The sequence below is a fragment of the Kribbella sindirgiensis genome (assembly GCF_004331435.1).
Lineage (GTDB): Bacteria > Actinomycetota > Actinomycetes > Propionibacteriales > Kribbellaceae > Kribbella > Kribbella sindirgiensis.
In genome coordinates this window covers 264,225-281,192 of record NZ_SJKA01000007.1, presented here as the reverse complement: position 1 = coordinate 281,192, position 16,968 = coordinate 264,225, and the positions used below count along the sequence as shown (strand labels likewise).

Annotated in this window: 19 protein-coding genes; 3 read left to right on the top strand and 16 right to left on the bottom strand. The window is 68.6% G+C overall.

All coding sequences use genetic code 11. The annotated features are described in order from the left end of the window. Positions 1-40: 40 nt before the first annotated feature. The 9 genes from E0H50_RS21895 to E0H50_RS21855 form a co-directional block, all read right to left on the bottom strand. A complete protein-coding gene (locus E0H50_RS21895; RefSeq protein WP_131291474.1) occupies positions 41-787 on the bottom strand; it encodes a PIG-L deacetylase family protein in 747 nt (248 codons plus the stop codon). 10 nt (positions 788-797) lie between these two features. Then, positions 798-1,676: a carbohydrate ABC transporter permease gene (locus E0H50_RS21890; protein ID WP_131291472.1), complete on the bottom strand. Its 879-nt coding sequence runs from the start codon at positions 1,674-1,676 to the stop codon at positions 798-800. Then, positions 1,673-2,611, bottom strand: coding sequence for a carbohydrate ABC transporter permease (locus E0H50_RS21885; protein ID WP_238151131.1), 939 nt, complete (start codon positions 2,609-2,611; stop codon positions 1,673-1,675). Before E0H50_RS21885 ends, E0H50_RS21890 begins: the two co-directional genes overlap by 4 nt. Beyond that, complete coding sequence (locus E0H50_RS21880; RefSeq protein WP_238151130.1) at positions 2,608-3,891, bottom strand: extracellular solute-binding protein; 1,284 nt, start codon at positions 3,889-3,891, stop codon at positions 2,608-2,610. Before E0H50_RS21880 ends, E0H50_RS21885 begins: the two co-directional genes overlap by 4 nt. A gap of 1 nt (position 3,892) precedes the next feature. After that, positions 3,893-4,858 (bottom strand): GNAT family N-acetyltransferase, encoded by a 966-nt coding sequence (locus E0H50_RS21875; protein WP_202868264.1) that lies wholly within the window; start codon positions 4,856-4,858, stop codon positions 3,893-3,895. Next, on the bottom strand, positions 4,855-5,958 hold the full coding sequence (locus E0H50_RS21870; RefSeq protein ID WP_131291470.1) for an exo-beta-N-acetylmuramidase NamZ family protein: 1,104 nt from the start codon (positions 5,956-5,958) through the stop codon (positions 4,855-4,857). Before E0H50_RS21870 ends, E0H50_RS21875 begins: the two co-directional genes overlap by 4 nt. A 95-nt stretch (positions 5,959-6,053) precedes the next feature. After that, entirely contained in the window at positions 6,054-6,818 is a 765-nt protein-coding gene (locus E0H50_RS21865; RefSeq protein ID WP_131291468.1) for an alpha/beta fold hydrolase, read from the bottom strand. Between the two features lie 13 nt (positions 6,819-6,831). Further along, the gene (locus tag E0H50_RS21860) at positions 6,832-7,125 is read right to left on the bottom strand and encodes a hypothetical protein (RefSeq protein ID WP_131291466.1); all 294 of its coding nucleotides are present in this window, start codon (positions 7,123-7,125) and stop codon (positions 6,832-6,834) included. 30 nt (positions 7,126-7,155) lie between these two features. Further along, a complete protein-coding gene (locus E0H50_RS21855; protein WP_131291464.1) occupies positions 7,156-8,178 on the bottom strand; it encodes a fatty acid desaturase family protein in 1,023 nt (340 codons plus the stop codon). Positions 8,179-8,367: 189 nt separating this feature from the next. On the opposite strand from E0H50_RS21855, the gene E0H50_RS21850 reads away from it, so the two are divergent. Further along, the gene (locus tag E0H50_RS21850; protein WP_131291462.1) at positions 8,368-9,666 is read left to right on the top strand and encodes a sensor histidine kinase; all 1,299 of its coding nucleotides are present in this window, start codon (positions 8,368-8,370) and stop codon (positions 9,664-9,666) included. Further along, the gene (locus E0H50_RS21845) at positions 9,618-10,265 is read left to right on the top strand and encodes a response regulator (RefSeq protein ID WP_131291460.1); all 648 of its coding nucleotides are present in this window, start codon (positions 9,618-9,620) and stop codon (positions 10,263-10,265) included. Before E0H50_RS21850 ends, E0H50_RS21845 begins: the two co-directional genes overlap by 49 nt. Here E0H50_RS21845 and E0H50_RS21840 read toward each other — a convergent pair. Genes E0H50_RS21840 through E0H50_RS21825 form a run of 4 tightly spaced genes read right to left on the bottom strand, consistent with a single transcriptional unit; the run spans position 10,243 to position 13,496 of the window. Next, positions 10,243-10,986: an amino acid ABC transporter ATP-binding protein gene (locus E0H50_RS21840; RefSeq protein ID WP_131291458.1), complete on the bottom strand. Its 744-nt coding sequence runs from the start codon at positions 10,984-10,986 to the stop codon at positions 10,243-10,245. The genes E0H50_RS21845 and E0H50_RS21840 overlap by 23 nt on opposite strands. Further along, complete coding sequence (locus E0H50_RS21835) at positions 10,983-11,837, bottom strand: amino acid ABC transporter permease (RefSeq protein WP_131291456.1); 855 nt, start codon at positions 11,835-11,837, stop codon at positions 10,983-10,985. The genes E0H50_RS21840 and E0H50_RS21835 overlap by 4 nt, the downstream gene beginning before the upstream one ends. Continuing rightward, positions 11,834-12,688, bottom strand: coding sequence for an ABC transporter substrate-binding protein (locus tag E0H50_RS21830; protein ID WP_131291454.1), 855 nt, complete (start codon positions 12,686-12,688; stop codon positions 11,834-11,836). Before E0H50_RS21830 ends, E0H50_RS21835 begins: the two co-directional genes overlap by 4 nt. 10 nt (positions 12,689-12,698) lie before the next feature. Then, complete coding sequence (locus E0H50_RS21825) at positions 12,699-13,496, bottom strand: helix-turn-helix domain-containing protein (RefSeq protein ID WP_238151129.1); 798 nt, start codon at positions 13,494-13,496, stop codon at positions 12,699-12,701. Between the two features lie 169 nt (positions 13,497-13,665). Here E0H50_RS21825 and E0H50_RS21820 point away from each other — a divergent pair, with 169 nt between their 5' ends. Then, positions 13,666-14,448, top strand: coding sequence for a phytanoyl-CoA dioxygenase family protein (locus tag E0H50_RS21820; protein WP_131291452.1), 783 nt, complete (start codon positions 13,666-13,668; stop codon positions 14,446-14,448). Here E0H50_RS21820 and E0H50_RS21815 read toward each other — a convergent pair. Genes E0H50_RS21815 through E0H50_RS21805 form a run of 3 tightly spaced genes read right to left on the bottom strand, consistent with a single transcriptional unit; the run spans position 14,427 to position 16,948 of the window. Beyond that, on the bottom strand, positions 14,427-15,575 hold the full coding sequence (locus E0H50_RS21815; protein ID WP_131291450.1) for a hypothetical protein: 1,149 nt from the start codon (positions 15,573-15,575) through the stop codon (positions 14,427-14,429). The genes E0H50_RS21820 and E0H50_RS21815 overlap by 22 nt on opposite strands. Before the next feature lie 27 nt (positions 15,576-15,602). Then, on the bottom strand, positions 15,603-16,646 hold the full coding sequence (locus E0H50_RS21810) for a zeta toxin family protein (protein ID WP_131291448.1): 1,044 nt from the start codon (positions 16,644-16,646) through the stop codon (positions 15,603-15,605). Beyond that, positions 16,643-16,948, bottom strand: a complete 306-nt coding sequence (locus E0H50_RS21805; protein WP_131291446.1) for a hypothetical protein — start codon at positions 16,946-16,948, stop codon at positions 16,643-16,645. The genes E0H50_RS21810 and E0H50_RS21805 overlap by 4 nt, the downstream gene beginning before the upstream one ends. Positions 16,949-16,968: the final 20 nt, after the last annotated feature.

Sequence of the window (16,968 nt, the reverse complement as noted above, 5' to 3'; positions counted from 1 at the left end):
GAGCCATCACCGACCGTACGACCAAACGCCGACAACTCACCTATGGTCCGGCGAGTTTGGTGACTTCGGGGGTTTGGTTGGTGTGGAAGGCGCAGGCCCGGGGGTAGCCGGCTAGGCAGCCTCGGGTGGTCATGAGGGCGGTGTAGTAGTCGATGTAGCGGAAGCCGTAGGTCTCGCCACGCGCGAACGCCTGGTGCCGGATCGCGGACACCCACCGGTAGAACGCCTCGTCGGAGATCGGGACGTACAGCGAAGGCGTGAAGCCCTCCATGTCCTCCCAGTTCTCCGCATGCAGGAAGGAACGCACTCCGTGCCGCGGCAGAGCGGCGAGCTTCTCGGCCAAAGCGGCGTACGGCGTGATCGCGGCGAAATCGTCCGCGGGGTCGATGGGCAGGCCGGCGAGGAACCGGGCACGTTCCGCCAGCACCGCGGTGTGTTCGTGGTCGCGGTGGATGGAGTGTTTCCAGTGCGTGATGATCGTGTCGGGCTGCTTCTCGCGGATGATCTGGGCCAGTTGCAGCGCGACGTCGTCCGTGGACGGGAGGAAGCCGTCGCTGTGGTCGAGGACCGTGAAGTCCGCGCCGATCGCCTCCGCGAACGCCGTACCCTCGGCGATCTTCTGCTTCTTGTACTCGGTCGGCGTCAGCCGCGGGTGACCGCGCTCCCCCGGCGTCAGCGCGACGATCGTCGCCGCCGCGCCCTCCAGGACGAGTTTGGCCAGTGTCGGCCCGGCGGTCAGGTCCATGTCGCCGATGTGCGCCCCGATGGCGAGCACTGATCTGGTCACAAGAGTCTCCTCACTTCAAGCCGCTGAGTACGACGCCACGCACGTAGTACTTCTGGAACACCAGGAACACGACCAGCACCGGCAACGTGCTGATCACCAGGCCGGCCATCACGATCGGCATGGTGCGGTCCGGATCGAGGAAGCTCTGCAGCAACTGGATCCCGACCGGCAACGTCTGTAGCGACGGGTCGGACGACGAGATCAGCAGCGTCCAGATGTACTCGTTCCAGGTGCCGATGAACGTGATCAGCCCGAGCGTGATCGCCACCGGCTTGGTCTGCGGCAGCACGATCAGCCGCCAGATCTGCCACTGGTTCGCGCCGTCGATCTTGGCCGCCTCGAGCATCTCGTCCGGCAGCGAGATCATGAACTGCCGCATCAGGAAGATCCCGAAACCGGAGACCGTGAACGGCAGGATCAGCGCGAGCAGGCTGGTCGTCAGCCCGCCGTCGCCGCCACGCCCGAGGAAGTCGTTGCCACCGGCCAGCGGCCAGTTGAGCATGATCAGGAACGTCGGGATCAGCAGCAGGAACGGCGGCAGCATCATCGTCGCGAGGATGAACCGGAAGATCACGGCCCGGCCGCGGAACCGCAGCTTGGCCAGTGCGTACCCGGCCAGCGCCGACGTGATCAGCACCGACACCGTCACGCTGACGGTGACGATCACGCTGTTCCGGAACAACCGCGGCAGCTCCAGCTGCGAGAACGCCTCCCGATAGTTGTCCAGGTTGAACGACTCCGGCAACAGCTTGTACGGGATCACGCCGTACTCGCCGGCGCCCTTGAACGAGCTCATCACCATGTCCAGGAACGGCATCACCATCGCGACCCCGCCGAGGATCACGACCAGGTACGCGAACCACGGGAACTTGCCGTGCCGCCGCCTCACGAGGTCTCCTCCCCGCGCCGCCGGGCGACCCACAACTGCAGCAGGGTGATCGCCAGGATGATCACGAACAGCACCATCGCCATCGCGCTCGCCGTCCCCCAGGCGCCGTACTTGAAGGCCCGCTGGTACATCTCGAACGCCGCCACGTTGGTCGCGTTCACCGGTCCGCCGTCACCCGTCATCACGATGATCAGCGCGAACGACTGCAACCCGCCGATGAACTGCGTGATCAGCACGAACAGCAGCGCCGGCCGCAGCAACGGCAACGTGATCGACCAGAACATGTGCCAGGTCGAAGCCCCGTCCACCTCGGCCGCTTCGTAGTACATCTCCGGGATCGCCTTCAGCCCGGCGGTCAGGATCAGGACGGCGCCGCCGATCGAGGCCCAGGCCTGGACGACGGTCACCGACGGCAGCGCGTACGACGCATCGGACAGGAACCCGATGCTGTTCACGCCGAGCTTGTTCAGGACGCCGTTGATCAGCCCGGCCGGCTGGTACATCATCTTCCACACGTTGCCGATGGCCACGACCGTCGCGACCACGGGCAGGAAGTACAGCACCCGCCAGAACCCCTGGAACGCCAGCCGATCGATGCAGTAGGCAACCAGCACCGACCCGAACGTGGCCAGGAACACCGACCCGAAGGCGAACAGCAGCGTGTTCACCAGGATCGGTTTCACGAACGTCCCGTCGAAGCTCAGGACGTCGCCGAAGTTCGCCGTACCGGCCCACTTCAGGGTGCCGAGATCGAAGCCGCCCCAGTCGGAGAACGCGAGCACGATCGCGAACAGGAACGGCAGGATCAGGAACACGCAGAAGAACAGCAGCGCCGGCGCGAGGAACAGGTACGCGGCCCGCCCCTCACGCTGCAGCCTGCCGAGCCGCCGGGCCGGCGCCGCCAAGGCGCCGGCCGGGCTGACCGCGGCCGTCATTGCGGCTTGACCGCCTTGGCGGCCTGCGCCAGCGCGTCGTCCGGGTTCTTGCCGTCGGCAAGCACACCCATGATCGCGTTGTGCAGCGCGGTCTTCGCCTCGTACGCCCCCGGCTGGTTGGGTTCGGCCATCGCGTACGTCGCCGCGTCGTAGATCGGCGCCAGGTTCGGGTCGGACAACGACTTCTTGTACGCCGCCTGGTCAGCGGTCCGCGGCGGGATCAGACCCTGGTCGGCCAGCCACTTGCCGGTCTCGGTCACCTGGCCATCTGCAGCCTTGTGCTCGTTCATCCAGGTGAGGAACTTCCAGGCCTCGTCGGCGTGCTTGCTGCGCTGGTTCACACCCATGAAGAACCCGTACGCCAGCGAGCCCTTGCTGCCCGCGGTCGGTCCGGGGATCGCGGTGACGCCGACGTCGGAGGCGTACTTGTCCTTCATCTGCGTCTTCAGGCTGCCGATCCACCAGCCGGCCTGGATCGCCATCGCGACACCGCCGCTGCGGAACTGCTTGGTCGGCATGATCGACGGGTTGGTGGCCTTCGCCGCCGCGAGGTCGGCCTCGAACTTCAGCGCCGCCTTGCCCTCGGCGTTGTCGAACTGCGCCGTCCCGTCCGGACCGAGGAACTTCCCGCCGGCCGCGTCGAGCAGCGACAGGAACGGGTGCACGGACTTGTTGTCGCCGTCCTGGATCAGGCTGAGCCCTTCGACCTGGATGTTGCCCTTGGCATCCCGCTTCACCGTCTTCTTCGCGGCGTCGGCGAGCTCGGCCCAGGTGGTCGGCGGCTTCTCGACACCGGCCGCGGCGAGGATCTTCTTGTTGTAGAAGAGCACATAGGTGTTCAGCTCGGTCGGGTACCCGAGCAGGGTGTCGCCGGTGGTGACCGCGCCGAGCGCGGCCGGGCTGTACTCCGCCTTGATCTTCGTCGCGATGTCGTCGGGCACCTTGGCCACGACGTTCGCCTTCATCAACTGGCCGCCCCACAGGCCGTACGCGCTGACGATGTCGGCGCCACGGCCGCCGGTCTGCCGAACCGTCATCGTGGTGAGCAGGTCGTCGAACTTGACCACCTGCGCCTTCACCTGGACCTTCGGGTTCTCCTTGTTCCACTGCTGGATCATCTTGTCCAGCCCCTCCTTGGAGGGGCCGTCGCTGTAGTGGCTCAGCAGCGTCAGCTCGACCTTGTCGTCGCCACTGCCCGAGCCGCTGCCGCCACCACAGGCAGCGCCCGTAGCGAGGAGCCCCAGGACAACAGCAAGCCGCAAACCCTTGGCGATGCTCATGTCACTCCATTCCGCCGTCCGGGTGCAGGGGCGCCCGGAGGATGGTGAACGTGCGGGTGATGTCGAAACCTGTCTTCAGGTACAGCTGCCCGGCGGCGGATTTCTCGCCGGTCCACAGGAACCAGGCGCTGTGCGCGCCGGCGGCGACCATCCGCTCGAGGGTCAGGTGCAGCAGCACCTTCCCGAGTCCGGTGCCGCGGGAGGCCGGCAGGACGCCGAACGGCCCGAAGCGGTCGATCACCGCCTCGTAGGTCCCGTGCATCGCCCAGCCGAGGATCGCCCCGCCGGGATTGCGTGCCACCACGATGCGGTCGAGGGGCAGACCGGACACGACGCCTTCGCGGATCGCGCGCGCCCAGTCCGGGTTGAACTCGTGGCCGGCGATGTCGATCAGCGCGGTCAGCTCGTCGCCGGATGGTGTACCAAAGCTGTAGCCCTCGGCCGTCAGCGCGTCGATCCGCTGGCGGACCTCGTCCGGAATGGCATACCCGACCAGACCGCGGCCCATCGCGACCGCGTCGTACCCGCGCTGGAAGCCGAGGCCGGCGAGCAGGCGGGCCGCGGCGGGGTAGCGGGCCGTGTCGAGACCGGGGAGGAAGTAGTTCGGGGTGTACGACGAGAAGTAGACCTCGGACCGTCCGTGGGAGCGGAGCCAGTCCATTGCCGTGGACAACAACTCGCGCCCGAGACCGCGACCGCGGTGCTCCGGGTGGACGAAGAAGAACGGGATCCAGCCGGAGGCGGGCTCCAGGTCGTCGGCGTCGACGGCGATCATTCGGCGGACGGCGTAGGCGGCGCCGACGATCTGATCATTGATCACGGCTACCTGCAGACCGGCCGCGTCGAAGTTCCGGTCGAGCAGGAACAGGTCCCGGAACCGCTGGTAGGAGATCGGATCACCCGGCGCGGCCGCCGTCCAAGCGGCAGCAATCGCCGCACCGTCACCCACCCGGAACGAGCGGATCATCGGACTGTCCCTTCGTAGAGCAGTACGTCGTCGTGTACCCAGGCGGACGGTGTGGTTGCTTCGGGCAAGAGGTCGACGGGGTCGTCGCCGGACTCCAGCGCTTTCCGGAGCGAGTCCGAGCCCCATAGCTTGTCGAGCGACGGCAGCAGGCCGAAGTCGTCGGGATAGAGCTCGTTCAGCACCCGCAGCATCACCAGCGCGGTCCGCACCGGCTCGAACGTCTCCCGGTCCACAACATGCAGCTGTACGCCGGACAACGCCTGGCCCGCGTACTTGTGGAACACCGGCTCGAACCACGTTCGCCGGAACATCACCCCAGGCAGCTCGCACGCCCGCAACGCCGGCACCAGCCGGTCGTCGACGTACGGCGCCCCGATCGTCTCGAACGGTCGCGTCGTACCGCGGCCCTCGCTGAGGTTCGTGCCCTCGAACAGGCCGGTCCCGGGGTATACCAAAGCCGTCTCCGGCGTCGGCATGTTCGGTGACGGCGGCACCCACGGCTCGACAGCGCAGCTGTCCCGTGCCCAGCCCTCGAGCGAGACGACCGTTGCCGCACCCAACTGAAGAGCGAGCTCGCCGACCGTCAGCCCGTGCCGGAGCGGGATCGGCGCCCGGCCGACGAAGCTCTCGAACCCGGGCTGCAGCAGCGGCCCCTCGACCCGGACACCGCCGAGCGGGTTCGGCCGGTCCAGCACCACAAATGGCAGACCAAGCCGGGCCGCCGCCTGCTGGCAGTCGTACATCGTCCAGACGTAGGTGTAGAACCGCGTCCCGATGTCCTGGATGTCGAACAGCAGCACGTCGACACCGGAGAACAGGTCGTCGAGCTCGCGCCCCTGCCGCCGGTACGTGTCGAACACCGGCAGCCCGGTGTCCGGGTCGACGCCTTCGCCTTCGCTCGCACCCGCTTGCGCCGTACCGCGGAGGCCGTGCTCGGGACCGAACAACGCCGCCAGCGGCAGTCCGGCCGCACGCAACGCGACCGAGGTCGGCGTGAGGTCCGGCAGCACGCCGGTGAAGTTCGTGATCAGTCCCAGGCGCCCGTCCGGCACCAACCCCGGGTCCTCGGCCAGACGCTGCGCGCCGGTCCGGACCACCATCGCTACCACCAACCCAGATCGTGGATCCTGCAGGAACTGGGTTGAAAACTTACCGATGGATTCAGGTTGAGGTCAATGGATTACTTACAGCCGTTTTAACCGAGGAACGGGGTGAGGGCTGCCAGGAAGTCGTCGAGGCGTTCGGCGTGGACCCAGTGACCGGCTTCCGGGACCTCGGCGTACGTCACGTGTGGGAAGTACGTCGCGATGGTCGCGCGGTGGTCCTGCTGGACGTAGTCCGACTTGCCGCCGTAGATGAACAGCGTCGGCCCGTCGTACCGCAACCCCTCGACCGCCGGCCAGCCGGAGATCGCGGGCAGTGCGGCCTCGATCACCGGCAGGTTCGGCCGCCAGCGGGCACCGTCGGAGTCGAGGATCAGGTTCTGCAGCAGGAAAGCGCGGGTCCCGGGCGTCGGTACGGCGTCGACGAGTTGGGCGTCGACGTCCGCGCGCCGGGTGATCGAGGACAGGTCGGCGTTCCGCATCGCCCGGGCGTACTCGACGAACGCCGGCGGGTACGCGACCGGCGCCGCGTCCACGACGACGAGCCGCTCGACCACCGCGGGGTGCTGCAGCGCGGTGAGCATCGCGGTCTTGCCGCCCATCGAGTGCCCGACGAGCGCGACCGGCCCGACGCCGAGCGACTCGATCGTCTCGCGGACGTCGTCGGCCATCTCCGGGTAGCTCATCGTCGCGACGTGCGGCGACGTGCCGTGGTTGCGCAGGTCGAACGCGAACACCCGGTGCCGGTCCGCGAGCCGGCGCGCGGCGGTCATCCAGTTCCGGCCGGAGCCGAACAACCCGTGCATCACCACGACCGGCGTACCGGATTCGCCGTACGCCGTGACCGGAAGCTTCATGCCCGACAACCTTTCACCGACTGCGCTGCCAGCACGCCGTGTGCCAATGCCGCCGCTCGTCGAGTGACTGCGCGCCGCTCAAAGCACCGAGCAAGCTGGGGTTGTCCGGCCAGACCACGACATGCGGCGTGGCCGGCAGGATCTGCTGGTCGCAGCCCGGGCAGCGGTACGACTTCGCGGACGCGGACCCGGACACCCGCCGGACGTTCCACTCACCGTCGGCCTTCGCCTCCCGGCTCTGGGTACCACCGAGCAGCGGCCGATCACTGACCGGCCGCTGCCACTTGGAAGGCCTTCTGCGCGACATAGCGCTTCAAGGCTAGCCGTATGACGTAGGTCACCCGGCCCGGAGTTCCTCGCCGACCTCGTGCATGTGGCGCAGGCCCATCCGGTACGACTCGATCAGACTCGTTGAAACGTAGGGCATTCCGATGCTCTCGCAGTACTCGCGCACGATCGGCTGGGCGAACCGGAGGTTGGCGCGCGGCATGCTCGGGAAGAGGTGGTGCTCGATCTGGTAGTTGAGCCCGCCCATCATCCAGTCGGTGACCAGGCCGCCGTTGACGTTGCGGGACGTGAGCACCTGCTTCTCCAGGTGGCCCCAGTTGCAGTCGTCGTCGGGCATCTCCATGCCCTTGTGGTTCGGCGCGAACACGCTGCCGAGGTGCAGCCCGAAGATCATGTGGTGGACGAGCGCGAACACGATCGCCTGCCCCGGCGACAGGATCAGGAACAGCGCGCTGAAGTACAGCACCAGGTGCGCGGCCATCAGGCCGATCTCCACCTTCTCCGTCCGCCGGCGTTCGAGCAGGAAGCGGATGCTCGACACCTTGAGGTTGAAGCCCTCCAGGGTCAGCAGCGGGAAGAAGATCCGGGCCTGGTTGCGGGTCAGCCAGCCTTCGAGACCCTTGCGGCCTTCGGCCTGCTCAAGGGTCCAGACCAGTACGCCCTCGCCGACGTCCGGGTCCTTGTCGGTGTGGTTCGGGTTGGCGTGGTGCCGGTTGTGCTTGTCGTTCCACCAGCCGTAGCTCATCCCCAGCAGGAGGTTGCCGTGCAGCATCCCGATCCAGTCGTGCAGCTTGCGCGAGCTGGCGATCTGCTGGTGCCCGGCGTCGTGCCCGAAGAACGCCGCGCGGGTGGTCAGGATCCCCATCGGGAGCGCGAGGAACAACGCCCACCACGAGCTGCCGATCACGGCGAGGCCCGCCCAAGTGAGACCGAGCAGCACTGCGTTGATACCGATCGCCATCACGTAAGCCGCGGTACGGCGTTCCAGCAGGCCGGCAGCCTTGATCTCCCGTAACAGCGGGGAGAAATCGGAACGGCGGGTAGCAGCAGGTGACGCGACAGGCTGTGCCATCAGGTCCTCGTCTCGGTAGCGGGGGAAGGCCTAGGCGTACAGCCGCGGCCAGCGTACGGCATCAAGCCTCATCGCACTAACCTCCGAAAACATGAGAGTTACTACCCAAATCTGCTGTGGAGTCAGGTCCCAGCCGACAGTGGAGGTAACCCCACTGCCCGAGGTCTCACGCTCGGTCATGATGGAGGCATGAGCACTGTTGCCACGACTGAAGCGCCGCCGATGCGGTACCCGCGGCTCGCGCAGCCGTGGATTGCCTTGTTCCTCGCGATCCTGGCCGAGCTGGGGATCGCGCTGTTCGTGCTCAGCGTGGTGTCCGTCCCGCTGATCGCGGTGTGGGTCGGGATCCCGCTCCTGCTCGTGGTCGTGCCGGCCGCCCGCTGGTTCGCGAACTGCCACCGCACGATGCTGGCCGGCTTCCTCGGCGAGCGGATCCCGCGGCCCTACAAGAAGCCGCCGATGCCCGGCATGCTGATGCGGCTGCGGACGATCCTGACCGATCCGCAGACCTGGCGGGACATCGTCTGGCTGCTGGTGAACGCCGTGATCGGGTTCACACTGTGCCTGCTGAGCGCCGTGCTGTTCCTCGCCGGGCTCTTCTACCTGGTCTACCCGCTGCTTGTCGGCGTCACGCCGGAAGGTGTCTTCACCGAGCCGTTCGGCGGGCTGTTCACGGTGAACTTCTGGACCAGCTTCCTGGTGATGCCGGTGGCGCTGATCGCGTTCCTGATCTGGCAGGCCGCCGGCGAGCGGTTGCTGAAGGCCAACGCGTTCGTGGCCCGCTCGCTGCTCGGCCCGACCGAGAGCGCCAAGCTGGCGATGCGGGTCCGCGAGCTGGCCGAGTCCCGGGCAGAGACCGTCGACACCCAGGCGGCCGAGCTGCGCCGGATCGAGCGCGACCTGCACGACGGCGCCCAGGCCCGGCTGGCGGCGCTCAGCATGAACCTCGGCATGGCCGAGGAGATGGTGGCGCGCGACCCGGCCCAGGCTGCTGCCCTGCTGACCGAGGCCCGCGAGTCCGCGAGTACGGCGTTGTCCGAGCTGCGCGACCTGGTCCGCGGGATCCACCCGCCGGTGCTCGCCGACCGCGGTCTGGACGGCGCGGTCAGGGCGCTTGCGATGTCCTGCCCGTTCAAGGTCGACGTGACGTACGACGTCCCTGGCCGGCCGCCCGCGCCGGTCGAGTCCGCGGCGTACTTCGCGGTGGCCGAATGCCTCGCGAACGCGGTGAAGTACTCGGCCGCGACCACCGCCTGGATCCAGATCACCCACGAGGACGAGAAACTGCACATGATCGTCGGCGACGACGGTGTCGGAGGTGCCGTGATCAGGCCCGGCGGCGGTCTGTACGGTATCGAGCGGCGGCTGGCCGCCTTCGACGGTACGTTGACCGTGGCGAGCCCGAGCGCCGGGCCGACCACCGTGATCATGGAGCTGCCTTGCGAGTCCTCATCGCTGAAGACCACGCCCTCCTCCGGGACGGCCTGATCCGCCTGCTGGAGGCGCACGACTTCGAGGTCGTCGAGGCGGTCGACAACGGGCCGCGGCTGGTGCCTGCGCTGGTGGAGCACCGGCCCGACGTCGCGGTGGTCGACGTACGGCTGCCACCGACCTTCACCGACGAGGGTCTGAAGGCCGCGATCGAGGCCCGCCGCCAGGTCCCGGGGCTGCCGATCCTGGTGCTCTCGCAGTACGTCGAGCAGCTGTACGCCCGGGAGCTGCTCACCGGTGGTGGCGGCGCGGTCGGCTACCTGCTGAAGGATCGGGTCTCCAACGTGGCCGAGTTCCTCGACTCGGTACGGCGGGTGGCCGCCGGCGGGACCGCGATGGACCCGGACGTGATCGGTCAGCTGCTGGCCCGGAACACCCGCGACGAACCGATCGGCCGGCTCACGCCGCGCGAGTCCGAGGTGCTCGGCCTGATGGCCGAAGGCCGCTCGAACGCCGCGATCGCCGCGGCCCTGTTCGTCACCGAGAAGGCCGTCAGCAAGCACACGAACAACATCTTCTCGAAGCTCGACCTGCCCCCGTCCGAGGACGACAACCGCCGCGTGATGGCGGTGCTCACCTACCTGTCGTCCCGCTGACCCGCCGCAGGAACTCCTGGGTGCGAGCCTCGCGGGGGTTGTCCAGGACCTGGGCGGGCGGGCCGATCTCGAGCGGCCGGCCGTGGTGCAGGAAGCAGACCTGGTCGGCGACGTCGCGGGCGAAGGCCATCTCGTGGGTGCAGACGAGCATCGTCATCCCCTCGGCCTTCAGCTCGCGGAGCAGGTCCAGGACCTCGCCGACGAGTTCGGGGTCGAGCGCCGACGTGACCTCGTCGAGCAGCATCAGCTGGGGCGAGTTCACCATCGCGCGCGCGATCGCGGCGCGCTGCTGCTGACCGCCGGACAGCTCGTCGGGCTTGGCCGACGCCTTGTCCGCCAGGCCGACGCGTTCCAGCATCTCCATCGCCCGGGTACGAGCTGTGGCCCGCGGCACCCGGTGCACACGGATCGGCGCCAGCGTGATGTTGTCGAGCACGGTCAGATGCGGGAACAGGTTGTACGCCTGGAACACGATCCCGATCCCGGACCGCACCTTGTCCGCGTCGGCCCGCGGATCCGTGATGTCCGCGCCGGCCAGCTCGATCACGCCGTCGTCGACCGTCTCCAGCAGGTTCACGCAGCGCAGCAGCGTCGACTTCCCGGACCCCGACGCCCCGATCAGTACGACGCACTCCCCCGCGTCGACCTCCAGGTCGAACCCGTCCAGTACGACGTTCTCGCCGTACTGCTTGCGTACCCCGCGTAACGACAGCAAGCTCATACCGGCCCGCCTCCCCCGCCGTACCAGCCTTGCCGTCGCGCGACGTAATCGGTCAGCCGGGTCAGCGGGATCGTCAGCGCGACGAACAGCAGCCCGGCGACGACGTACGGCGTGAAGTTGAAGTCCTCGGCCGTCTCCAGTTGCGCGGCCCTGATCGCGTCGATGACGCCGAGTACCGCGATCAGCCCGGAGTCCTTCTGCAGACTCACGAAGTCGTTCAGCAGCGGCGGCAGCACCCGCCGTACCGCTTGCGGAAGGACCACGAAGCGCAACGTCTGCCGGTACGTCAGCCCGAGCGACCGCGCGGCCGCCCGCTGCGACGGATGCACCGACTCGATCCCGGCCCGGAACACCTCTGCGACGTACGACGAATAGGTCAGGACGAGAGCCGCGCCGCCCCAGATCACCGCCTGGTTCGGCAACCCGCGCAGCTGCAGAGCCGGTACCCCGAAGCCGAGCAGGAAGATCACCAGCAGCAACGGGAGACCGCGGAACACGTCCGTGTAGGCGGCTGCGAACACGCGCAGCGGAAAGAAGATCGGGCCCCGCAACGTCCGCAGGATCGCCAGCGTCAGCCCGAACACCACGATCAGCACCGCGCAGACAAGCATCACGCGGACGTTCAGCCAGAGGCCCTCGGCAACGACCGGCAACGCCTCCCAGCCACGGTGGACGTCGAAGAAGGTCGCCCGGACCCGCGGCCAGCCCGGTGTGGAACCGATGCCCACGACAACCAGTGCGAGCAGGACCACCGAGCTGACCAGCGCGATCACCGTCGACCGGCGCGCCCGCCTGCGCCGGTAGGCGATCCGCTCGCGCTGCAGCTCCGACGGTTGCCAGGTGGTGCTCACGAGAGCTCGGGCGCGCCTGACTCGGTCAGGTACTGCTTCTGCAGGTTCGCCAGCGTGCCGTCGGCCTTGAGCGCGTCGACCGCCTGCGTGACGCAACCGGTCAGCTTCGAGTTCTTCTCGAGGACGAACCCGAACTGCTCCGCCTGCCCGCCGGCCGGCAACTGGCCGACGATCTTGCCGTTGTCGAGCTGCGCCGCAGTCATGTAGAACGCGGTCGGCAGGTCCACCACGATGCCGTCGATCTGCTTGTTCTTCAGCGCCTGCACCGCCAGGTCGTTGGTGTCGAACACGGCCGGCTTCGGCTTGGGCTTCACGACATCACGCAGCGCCGTGTAGCTCGTCGTACCGACCTGGGCCCCGAGCTTCGCGTCGACGAGATCGGCGACGGACTTGGCCTCGGCGATCTTGCTGCCCGCGGTGGTGATCACGGTCTGCCGGACCTCGTAGTACCCGGAGGAGAAGTCGACGGCCTTGCGGCGGTCCTCGGAGATCGACACCTGGTTCACGTCCAGGTCGAACGCCTTCGGCCCGGGCGCGAACGCGGTGTTGAACTGGACCGTCTGCCACTTCACGTTCGCCTGCTCGAACCCGAGCTTCTTCGCCACCGCGTAGGTGACCGCCGACTCGTACCCCTTGCCGTTGCTCGGGTCGTCGCCGCTGAACCACGGTTCGTACGCCGGCTTGTCGGTGCCGACCGTCAGCGTGCCGGCCGTCTTCACCGCCAGCTTGTCCTTCGCACAGGCATCCGCACCCGACGGCGTCGAGGCCCCGGACGAGCTCTCCTCCGGCGCACACGCCCCGAGCCCCACCATCGCCAGTACCGCCAGCCCCACCACAGCGCGCGTTCTCATGGGCAGCACTCTAAGACCTCTTGCGGTACAGGGTGGGGCTTGATCCGGTGTGCAGACGGAAGCGGGTCGCGAAGTAGAGCGGGTCCGCGTACCCGACCTGGGCCGCGACCGACGCGACCGGCCGGCTCGTGAGCTCCAGGAGCCGCGCCGCGGCATCCAGCCGGCGGCGTTCGACAAACTGCTGCGGGCTGACGCCGAGCTGCTCGCGGAACAGGTGCGCGAAGCGCGAGACCGACAGGTTCACGGCCCGCGCCAGCCGCGGTACGTCGAGGCTCGCCGTCAGGTCCTGGTCGATCAGCTCGATCGCGCGCAGCAGCCGGTCGTCGATCTGCACAGCCTTCGGGTTCTGGGTGTCGCACCACAGCAGCGCCGCCTCCAGCGAGTTGGCGCTGAGCTGCTCGGCCTGCGGCAGGACGCTGTGCTGATGCCGTACGGCGTCGCGCAGGTGCTCGGCGATCCGCTCGAAGGTCGGCGCGGCCGGATGCAGCTGAACGATGCCGGGAGCAACTTCCGGCCAGTCGAGCAGCGGCAGCCAGTCGGGCTTCGGGTGCAGGTGGGCGTAGAGGAAATGCCAGCGGCCGCCGACCGTGGCGTAGTCGTGCAGGGTGCGCGGGTGGACCAGGGTGACGCTGCCCGGCGCGGCCGCGACCTGACCGAATCGTCCCTGGCCGTCGAGGGTCTGGACGAGCAGCCAGTCGGTCGTCCCACGCCGCCGATACGTCGCGTACTCAGGGCCTTCGTCGAACTCACCGGTCGCCAGCCGGCGAACCACCGGATGCGGCGACTCAGCAGGATATCGAAGGTTCACAGCTCGATAGGCTATCGCCCCACCCAGCCCCCGGGCCAGATCCTGGACACATGACAGTGCATATGCCACGCCTCCGGCGCGGCGGGTCATGGGGCTGTAACTCCCGGCCTTCCCTCGTCGTTCCAGTCGCTTCGCTCCCTCCACTCCTCAGTCCAGGCCGGGAGGCCCCATGACCGTCGCGGACATCTACCAGCGGGACGGCATCGTCCAGGTCCCCCAGTTGCTCGATCCCGCCGAGGTCGAGCAGATCAAACAGGTCTACATGGAGCAGGTGGCGGCAGATCTCTCGCTCGCCCACGACGACGGCGTGCCGGACGACGATCCGCTGGCCCGGTACCCGCGGTTCGTGCACCCGCACCGGCGGACCGACACCGAGGCCGGGCGGCTCGCGCTCGAGTTGATGCTCGACAGCCGGATCCTCGATGTCGTGCAGGCGCTCATCGGCCCGGCGCTCGGGGCCCAGTCGATGTTCTACTTCAAACCGCCGGGTGCCCGCGGGCAGGCGCTGCACCAGGACAACCTGTTCCTGCGCGCCGACCCGGAGACGTGCCTCGCGGCCTGGATCGCGATCGACGACGTCGACTCGGCGAACGGCGGACTCAAGGTGGTGCCCGGCTCGCACCGGACCGAACTGCTCTGCCCCGAGCCGGCCGACCTGACCGAGTCCTTCAGCACGGGACAGGTCGCCGTACCGGAGGGTCTGAGCCAGGTGCAGACCAAGATGACCGCCGGTGACGTGCTGTTCTTCCACGGCAGCGTCGTCCACGGCTCCCGCCCGAACTCCACCGACGACCGCTTCCGGCGGGCACTGATCTTCCACTACATCCCGGAGGACAGCGTCGAGATCGCGGCCTTCTACAACCCGCTGATCCGCCCCGACCGCCGCGAAACCGTCCTCGCCGAAGCCATCGGCGGCGGCCCCTGCGGCGACTACGCCGAGATGGAGCCGTGAACCCGCCGGGACAACGCACCTGCCGCCGCGATCGCGAGCAGCAACGCGCCGGCGATCAGTAGCCGCCCCACGGAATGCGGCGGATCGAAGTCGGCCTCCGTCGCCGCGGCGGCCAGACAGCAGAGCAGTGTCAGGCCGAGGAGCCCGGTCGCGAGAGTGGTCATCCGGAGCAGTGCCGCACCGGGTGACGGATCGAAGCGGCGCCCGCGGAACCGCAGACCGCGGCCGGGTTCCGCGGCGCGCTGCCCCCAGTCGTCGTACACGTGCTGCGGGACCCGGATCCCGGCCAGCGACCTGAGCCCCTGCGTCAACGACTCGGCCGTCAGCGGCTCGTCGCGGGACAGCACGAGCGCCGTCCCCTCGATGGCGAGCCGTACCGGGCGCGCATCCAGGAGCGCCTGCATCGTGCGCGGATGCAGGACCGCCATGAGGTAGCGGGGCTCGTCCCCGATCACGTCGAAGCTCCGATTGAACTCGGCGCTCTCGAGCGTGAGATCCGATCTGGTCAGCCCGCCCGGCCGTACCGCCATCGCCGGCAACTCGACCGGCAGCGTTGCGACGAAGACACTCAGGCGGCGCCGACGGCACAGTAGTCCGCTCCATTGCAGCCACCGGACCTCGAAGGCGAGCCCGTCCGGTGTCTGTACGACGTTCCGGGCGCTCCAGGTCCGGCCGACCGGGAGCGGGAGCGACGGCAACCGCAGTTCGCGCGGGTCGACGATGCGCCACCCGTTGCGGTGCGCACAGTCCCGCACCTCGCGGGTCGTTGCTCGCGGCCACGAGTACGCGAGGACCGCGGTGAGGACCACTACGACGGTCAGCAGCGGCAGTACGGCGAGGAGCAGCGCCGGACCGGCGTCGTACGTCGACCACGCGACCCGCACCAGCACCGCCCCGACCCCGAGCACCGCGATCCACTGCGCCACGGACGCCGTACCCGTGGAGATGCCGATCAGCACCCAGACCGTCGGAATCACCAGCACCGCCACCAGGAACATCATCGACGTCCACCCCGGCCAGTCAGCACCGACCACCCGCGGCATCATGATCAGCCCGAGCCCCGTCACCACCACCAGCAGCAGACCGGCAACCGACACCATCTCCCGCCCGCCCGAACGCCTCCGCACCCACCCGAGTCTGCCAGCGCCAGCGGGTCAGCGATCCCGGGCGTGTCCCGGGACGTGACGAGAGGAACCCGGACCGCGCGCCCCGTCCGACCGTCCGAGGTGGACACTCGGAGCGGCGATGCCGGCGCCGGTGATCCTCCTCAGGTCGCTCACCCTTTGGTCGAGTCGGCCCGGAAGCACCAGCTCGCGCGGCCGCGGCGCTCCGCGCGCCTCGTGCTTGTCCATCGCGGCCCGGACCTCCCCGATGACGGGTGCCGCCAACGCGTCGCCACGTTCAAGCAGCGGTACGGCGGTCGCGAGGAACTGCTCGTGTTCGGCCGCTGTCGGCGGACGGTTGCGCTCGGCAAGGATCGACTCCTTGACCAGCCACGGCTCCGGCAGCAGGCCTTCGGCGGTGCGATGGTTCTCGTACAGCACATACCCGTCACGGTCGACGACGTACAGGTCATCGACGTACGACAGGCACTCGAGTTCCTGCGCGGTGTCGGGCACCAGCCGGAACGCCTGAGCACCGAGTTCGGGTCGCACCCACCGGCCGATGCCCGTGTCGTCGAGCGCCTGCTGGTACCGAGCCGCCCGGCCGAGTTGGCAGTTGGCGTCGTGCGTCACCACGTACGCGAGCGCGACGCGATAGTTCTCGCGGCGGAAGCCGTCCACCCAGTTCGTCGCCAACGGCACCCGGTGGAGCGGTGCGCTGGCGATCACGTCGTACTGCGGCTCGCCATGGCGGAGGTGTTCGAGGCAGCGCACCATCATGCCCCTGGGCAGGTTGATGGCGATGTCGTCGGCGCCACGCATTCCCCGCGCGCGCATGATCGCGTCGTACCGTGGATGCGCCGTGATGTCGTCGTCGAGGTCGTACACCGCCACCGAGTTCGCACCGAGCGATGCCTGCAGGAGCCACTGGGTGGTCGACTTGCCCGACCCCGGCGGCCCGCCGAGCAGCACCACCAGCGGCCGCTGCCCGGGCAACCGCACCGGCGGTTCCGGTGGAGTGATCTCGGCCATCCGACGGGCGAGGACCGCCTTCGCCTCGTGCAGCCCGAGGTCCGGCCTCGTACCGGCGATCATCCGTCCAGCTCGGTACGCAACCGCGCCAGCAGGTCCGGATAGGTGCCGATCACGGTACGTCGTTCCGCACCCGACATCGTGCCGAGCCGACGAAGCTCGCCGTCGTGAAACGCGAGCTCAGCGGCGAGCTCGGCCCGCCGATCGGGGTCGGTCGCCTGACTGACCAGCGAGTTGTAGCACGAAGCCACACTCTGAACGAGGTTGCGAGCCCGCTCCCACTCCACCCGCTCCACATCGCTCAGCGGCACACCCGCCCGCCCGCCGACTGCGTCGGTGAGGTGCTTCCGCGGCTCGTCCGGCATGTCACCAGCCTAGCGAGACG

Bases quoted from the DNA above. Each gene is read 5' to 3' on its own strand.
- E0H50_RS21885 (WP_238151131.1), bottom strand. From the start codon at position 2,611: ATGACGGCCGCGGTCAGCCCGGCCGGCGCCTTGGCGGCGCCGGCCCGG.
- E0H50_RS21880 (WP_238151130.1), bottom strand. From the start codon at position 3,891: ATGAGCATCGCCAAGGGTTTGCGGCTTGCTGTTGTCCTGGGGCTCCTC.
- E0H50_RS21875 (WP_202868264.1), bottom strand. From the start codon at position 4,858: ATGATCCGCTCGTTCCGGGTGGGTGACGGTGCGGCGATTGCTGCCGCT.
- E0H50_RS21870 (WP_131291470.1), bottom strand. From the start codon at position 5,958: ATGGTGGTCCGGACCGGCGCGCAGCGTCTGGCCGAGGACCCGGGGTTG.
- E0H50_RS21865 (WP_131291468.1), bottom strand. From the start codon at position 6,818: ATGAAGCTTCCGGTCACGGCGTACGGCGAATCCGGTACGCCGGTCGTG.
- E0H50_RS21860 (WP_131291466.1), bottom strand. From the start codon at position 7,125: ATGTCGCGCAGAAGGCCTTCCAAGTGGCAGCGGCCGGTCAGTGATCGG.
- E0H50_RS21855 (WP_131291464.1), bottom strand. From the start codon at position 8,178: ATGGCACAGCCTGTCGCGTCACCTGCTGCTACCCGCCGTTCCGATTTC.
- E0H50_RS21850 (WP_131291462.1), top strand. From the start codon at position 8,368: ATGAGCACTGTTGCCACGACTGAAGCGCCGCCGATGCGGTACCCGCGG.
- E0H50_RS21840 (WP_131291458.1), bottom strand. From the start codon at position 10,986: ATGAGCTTGCTGTCGTTACGCGGGGTACGCAAGCAGTACGGCGAGAAC.
- E0H50_RS21830 (WP_131291454.1), bottom strand. From the start codon at position 12,688: ATGAGAACGCGCGCTGTGGTGGGGCTGGCGGTACTGGCGATGGTGGGG.
- E0H50_RS21820 (WP_131291452.1), top strand. From the start codon at position 13,666: ATGACCGTCGCGGACATCTACCAGCGGGACGGCATCGTCCAGGTCCCC.
- E0H50_RS21810 (WP_131291448.1), bottom strand. From the start codon at position 16,646: ATGATCGCCGGTACGAGGCCGGACCTCGGGCTGCACGAGGCGAAGGCG.
- E0H50_RS21805 (WP_131291446.1), bottom strand. From the start codon at position 16,948: ATGCCGGACGAGCCGCGGAAGCACCTCACCGACGCAGTCGGCGGGCGG.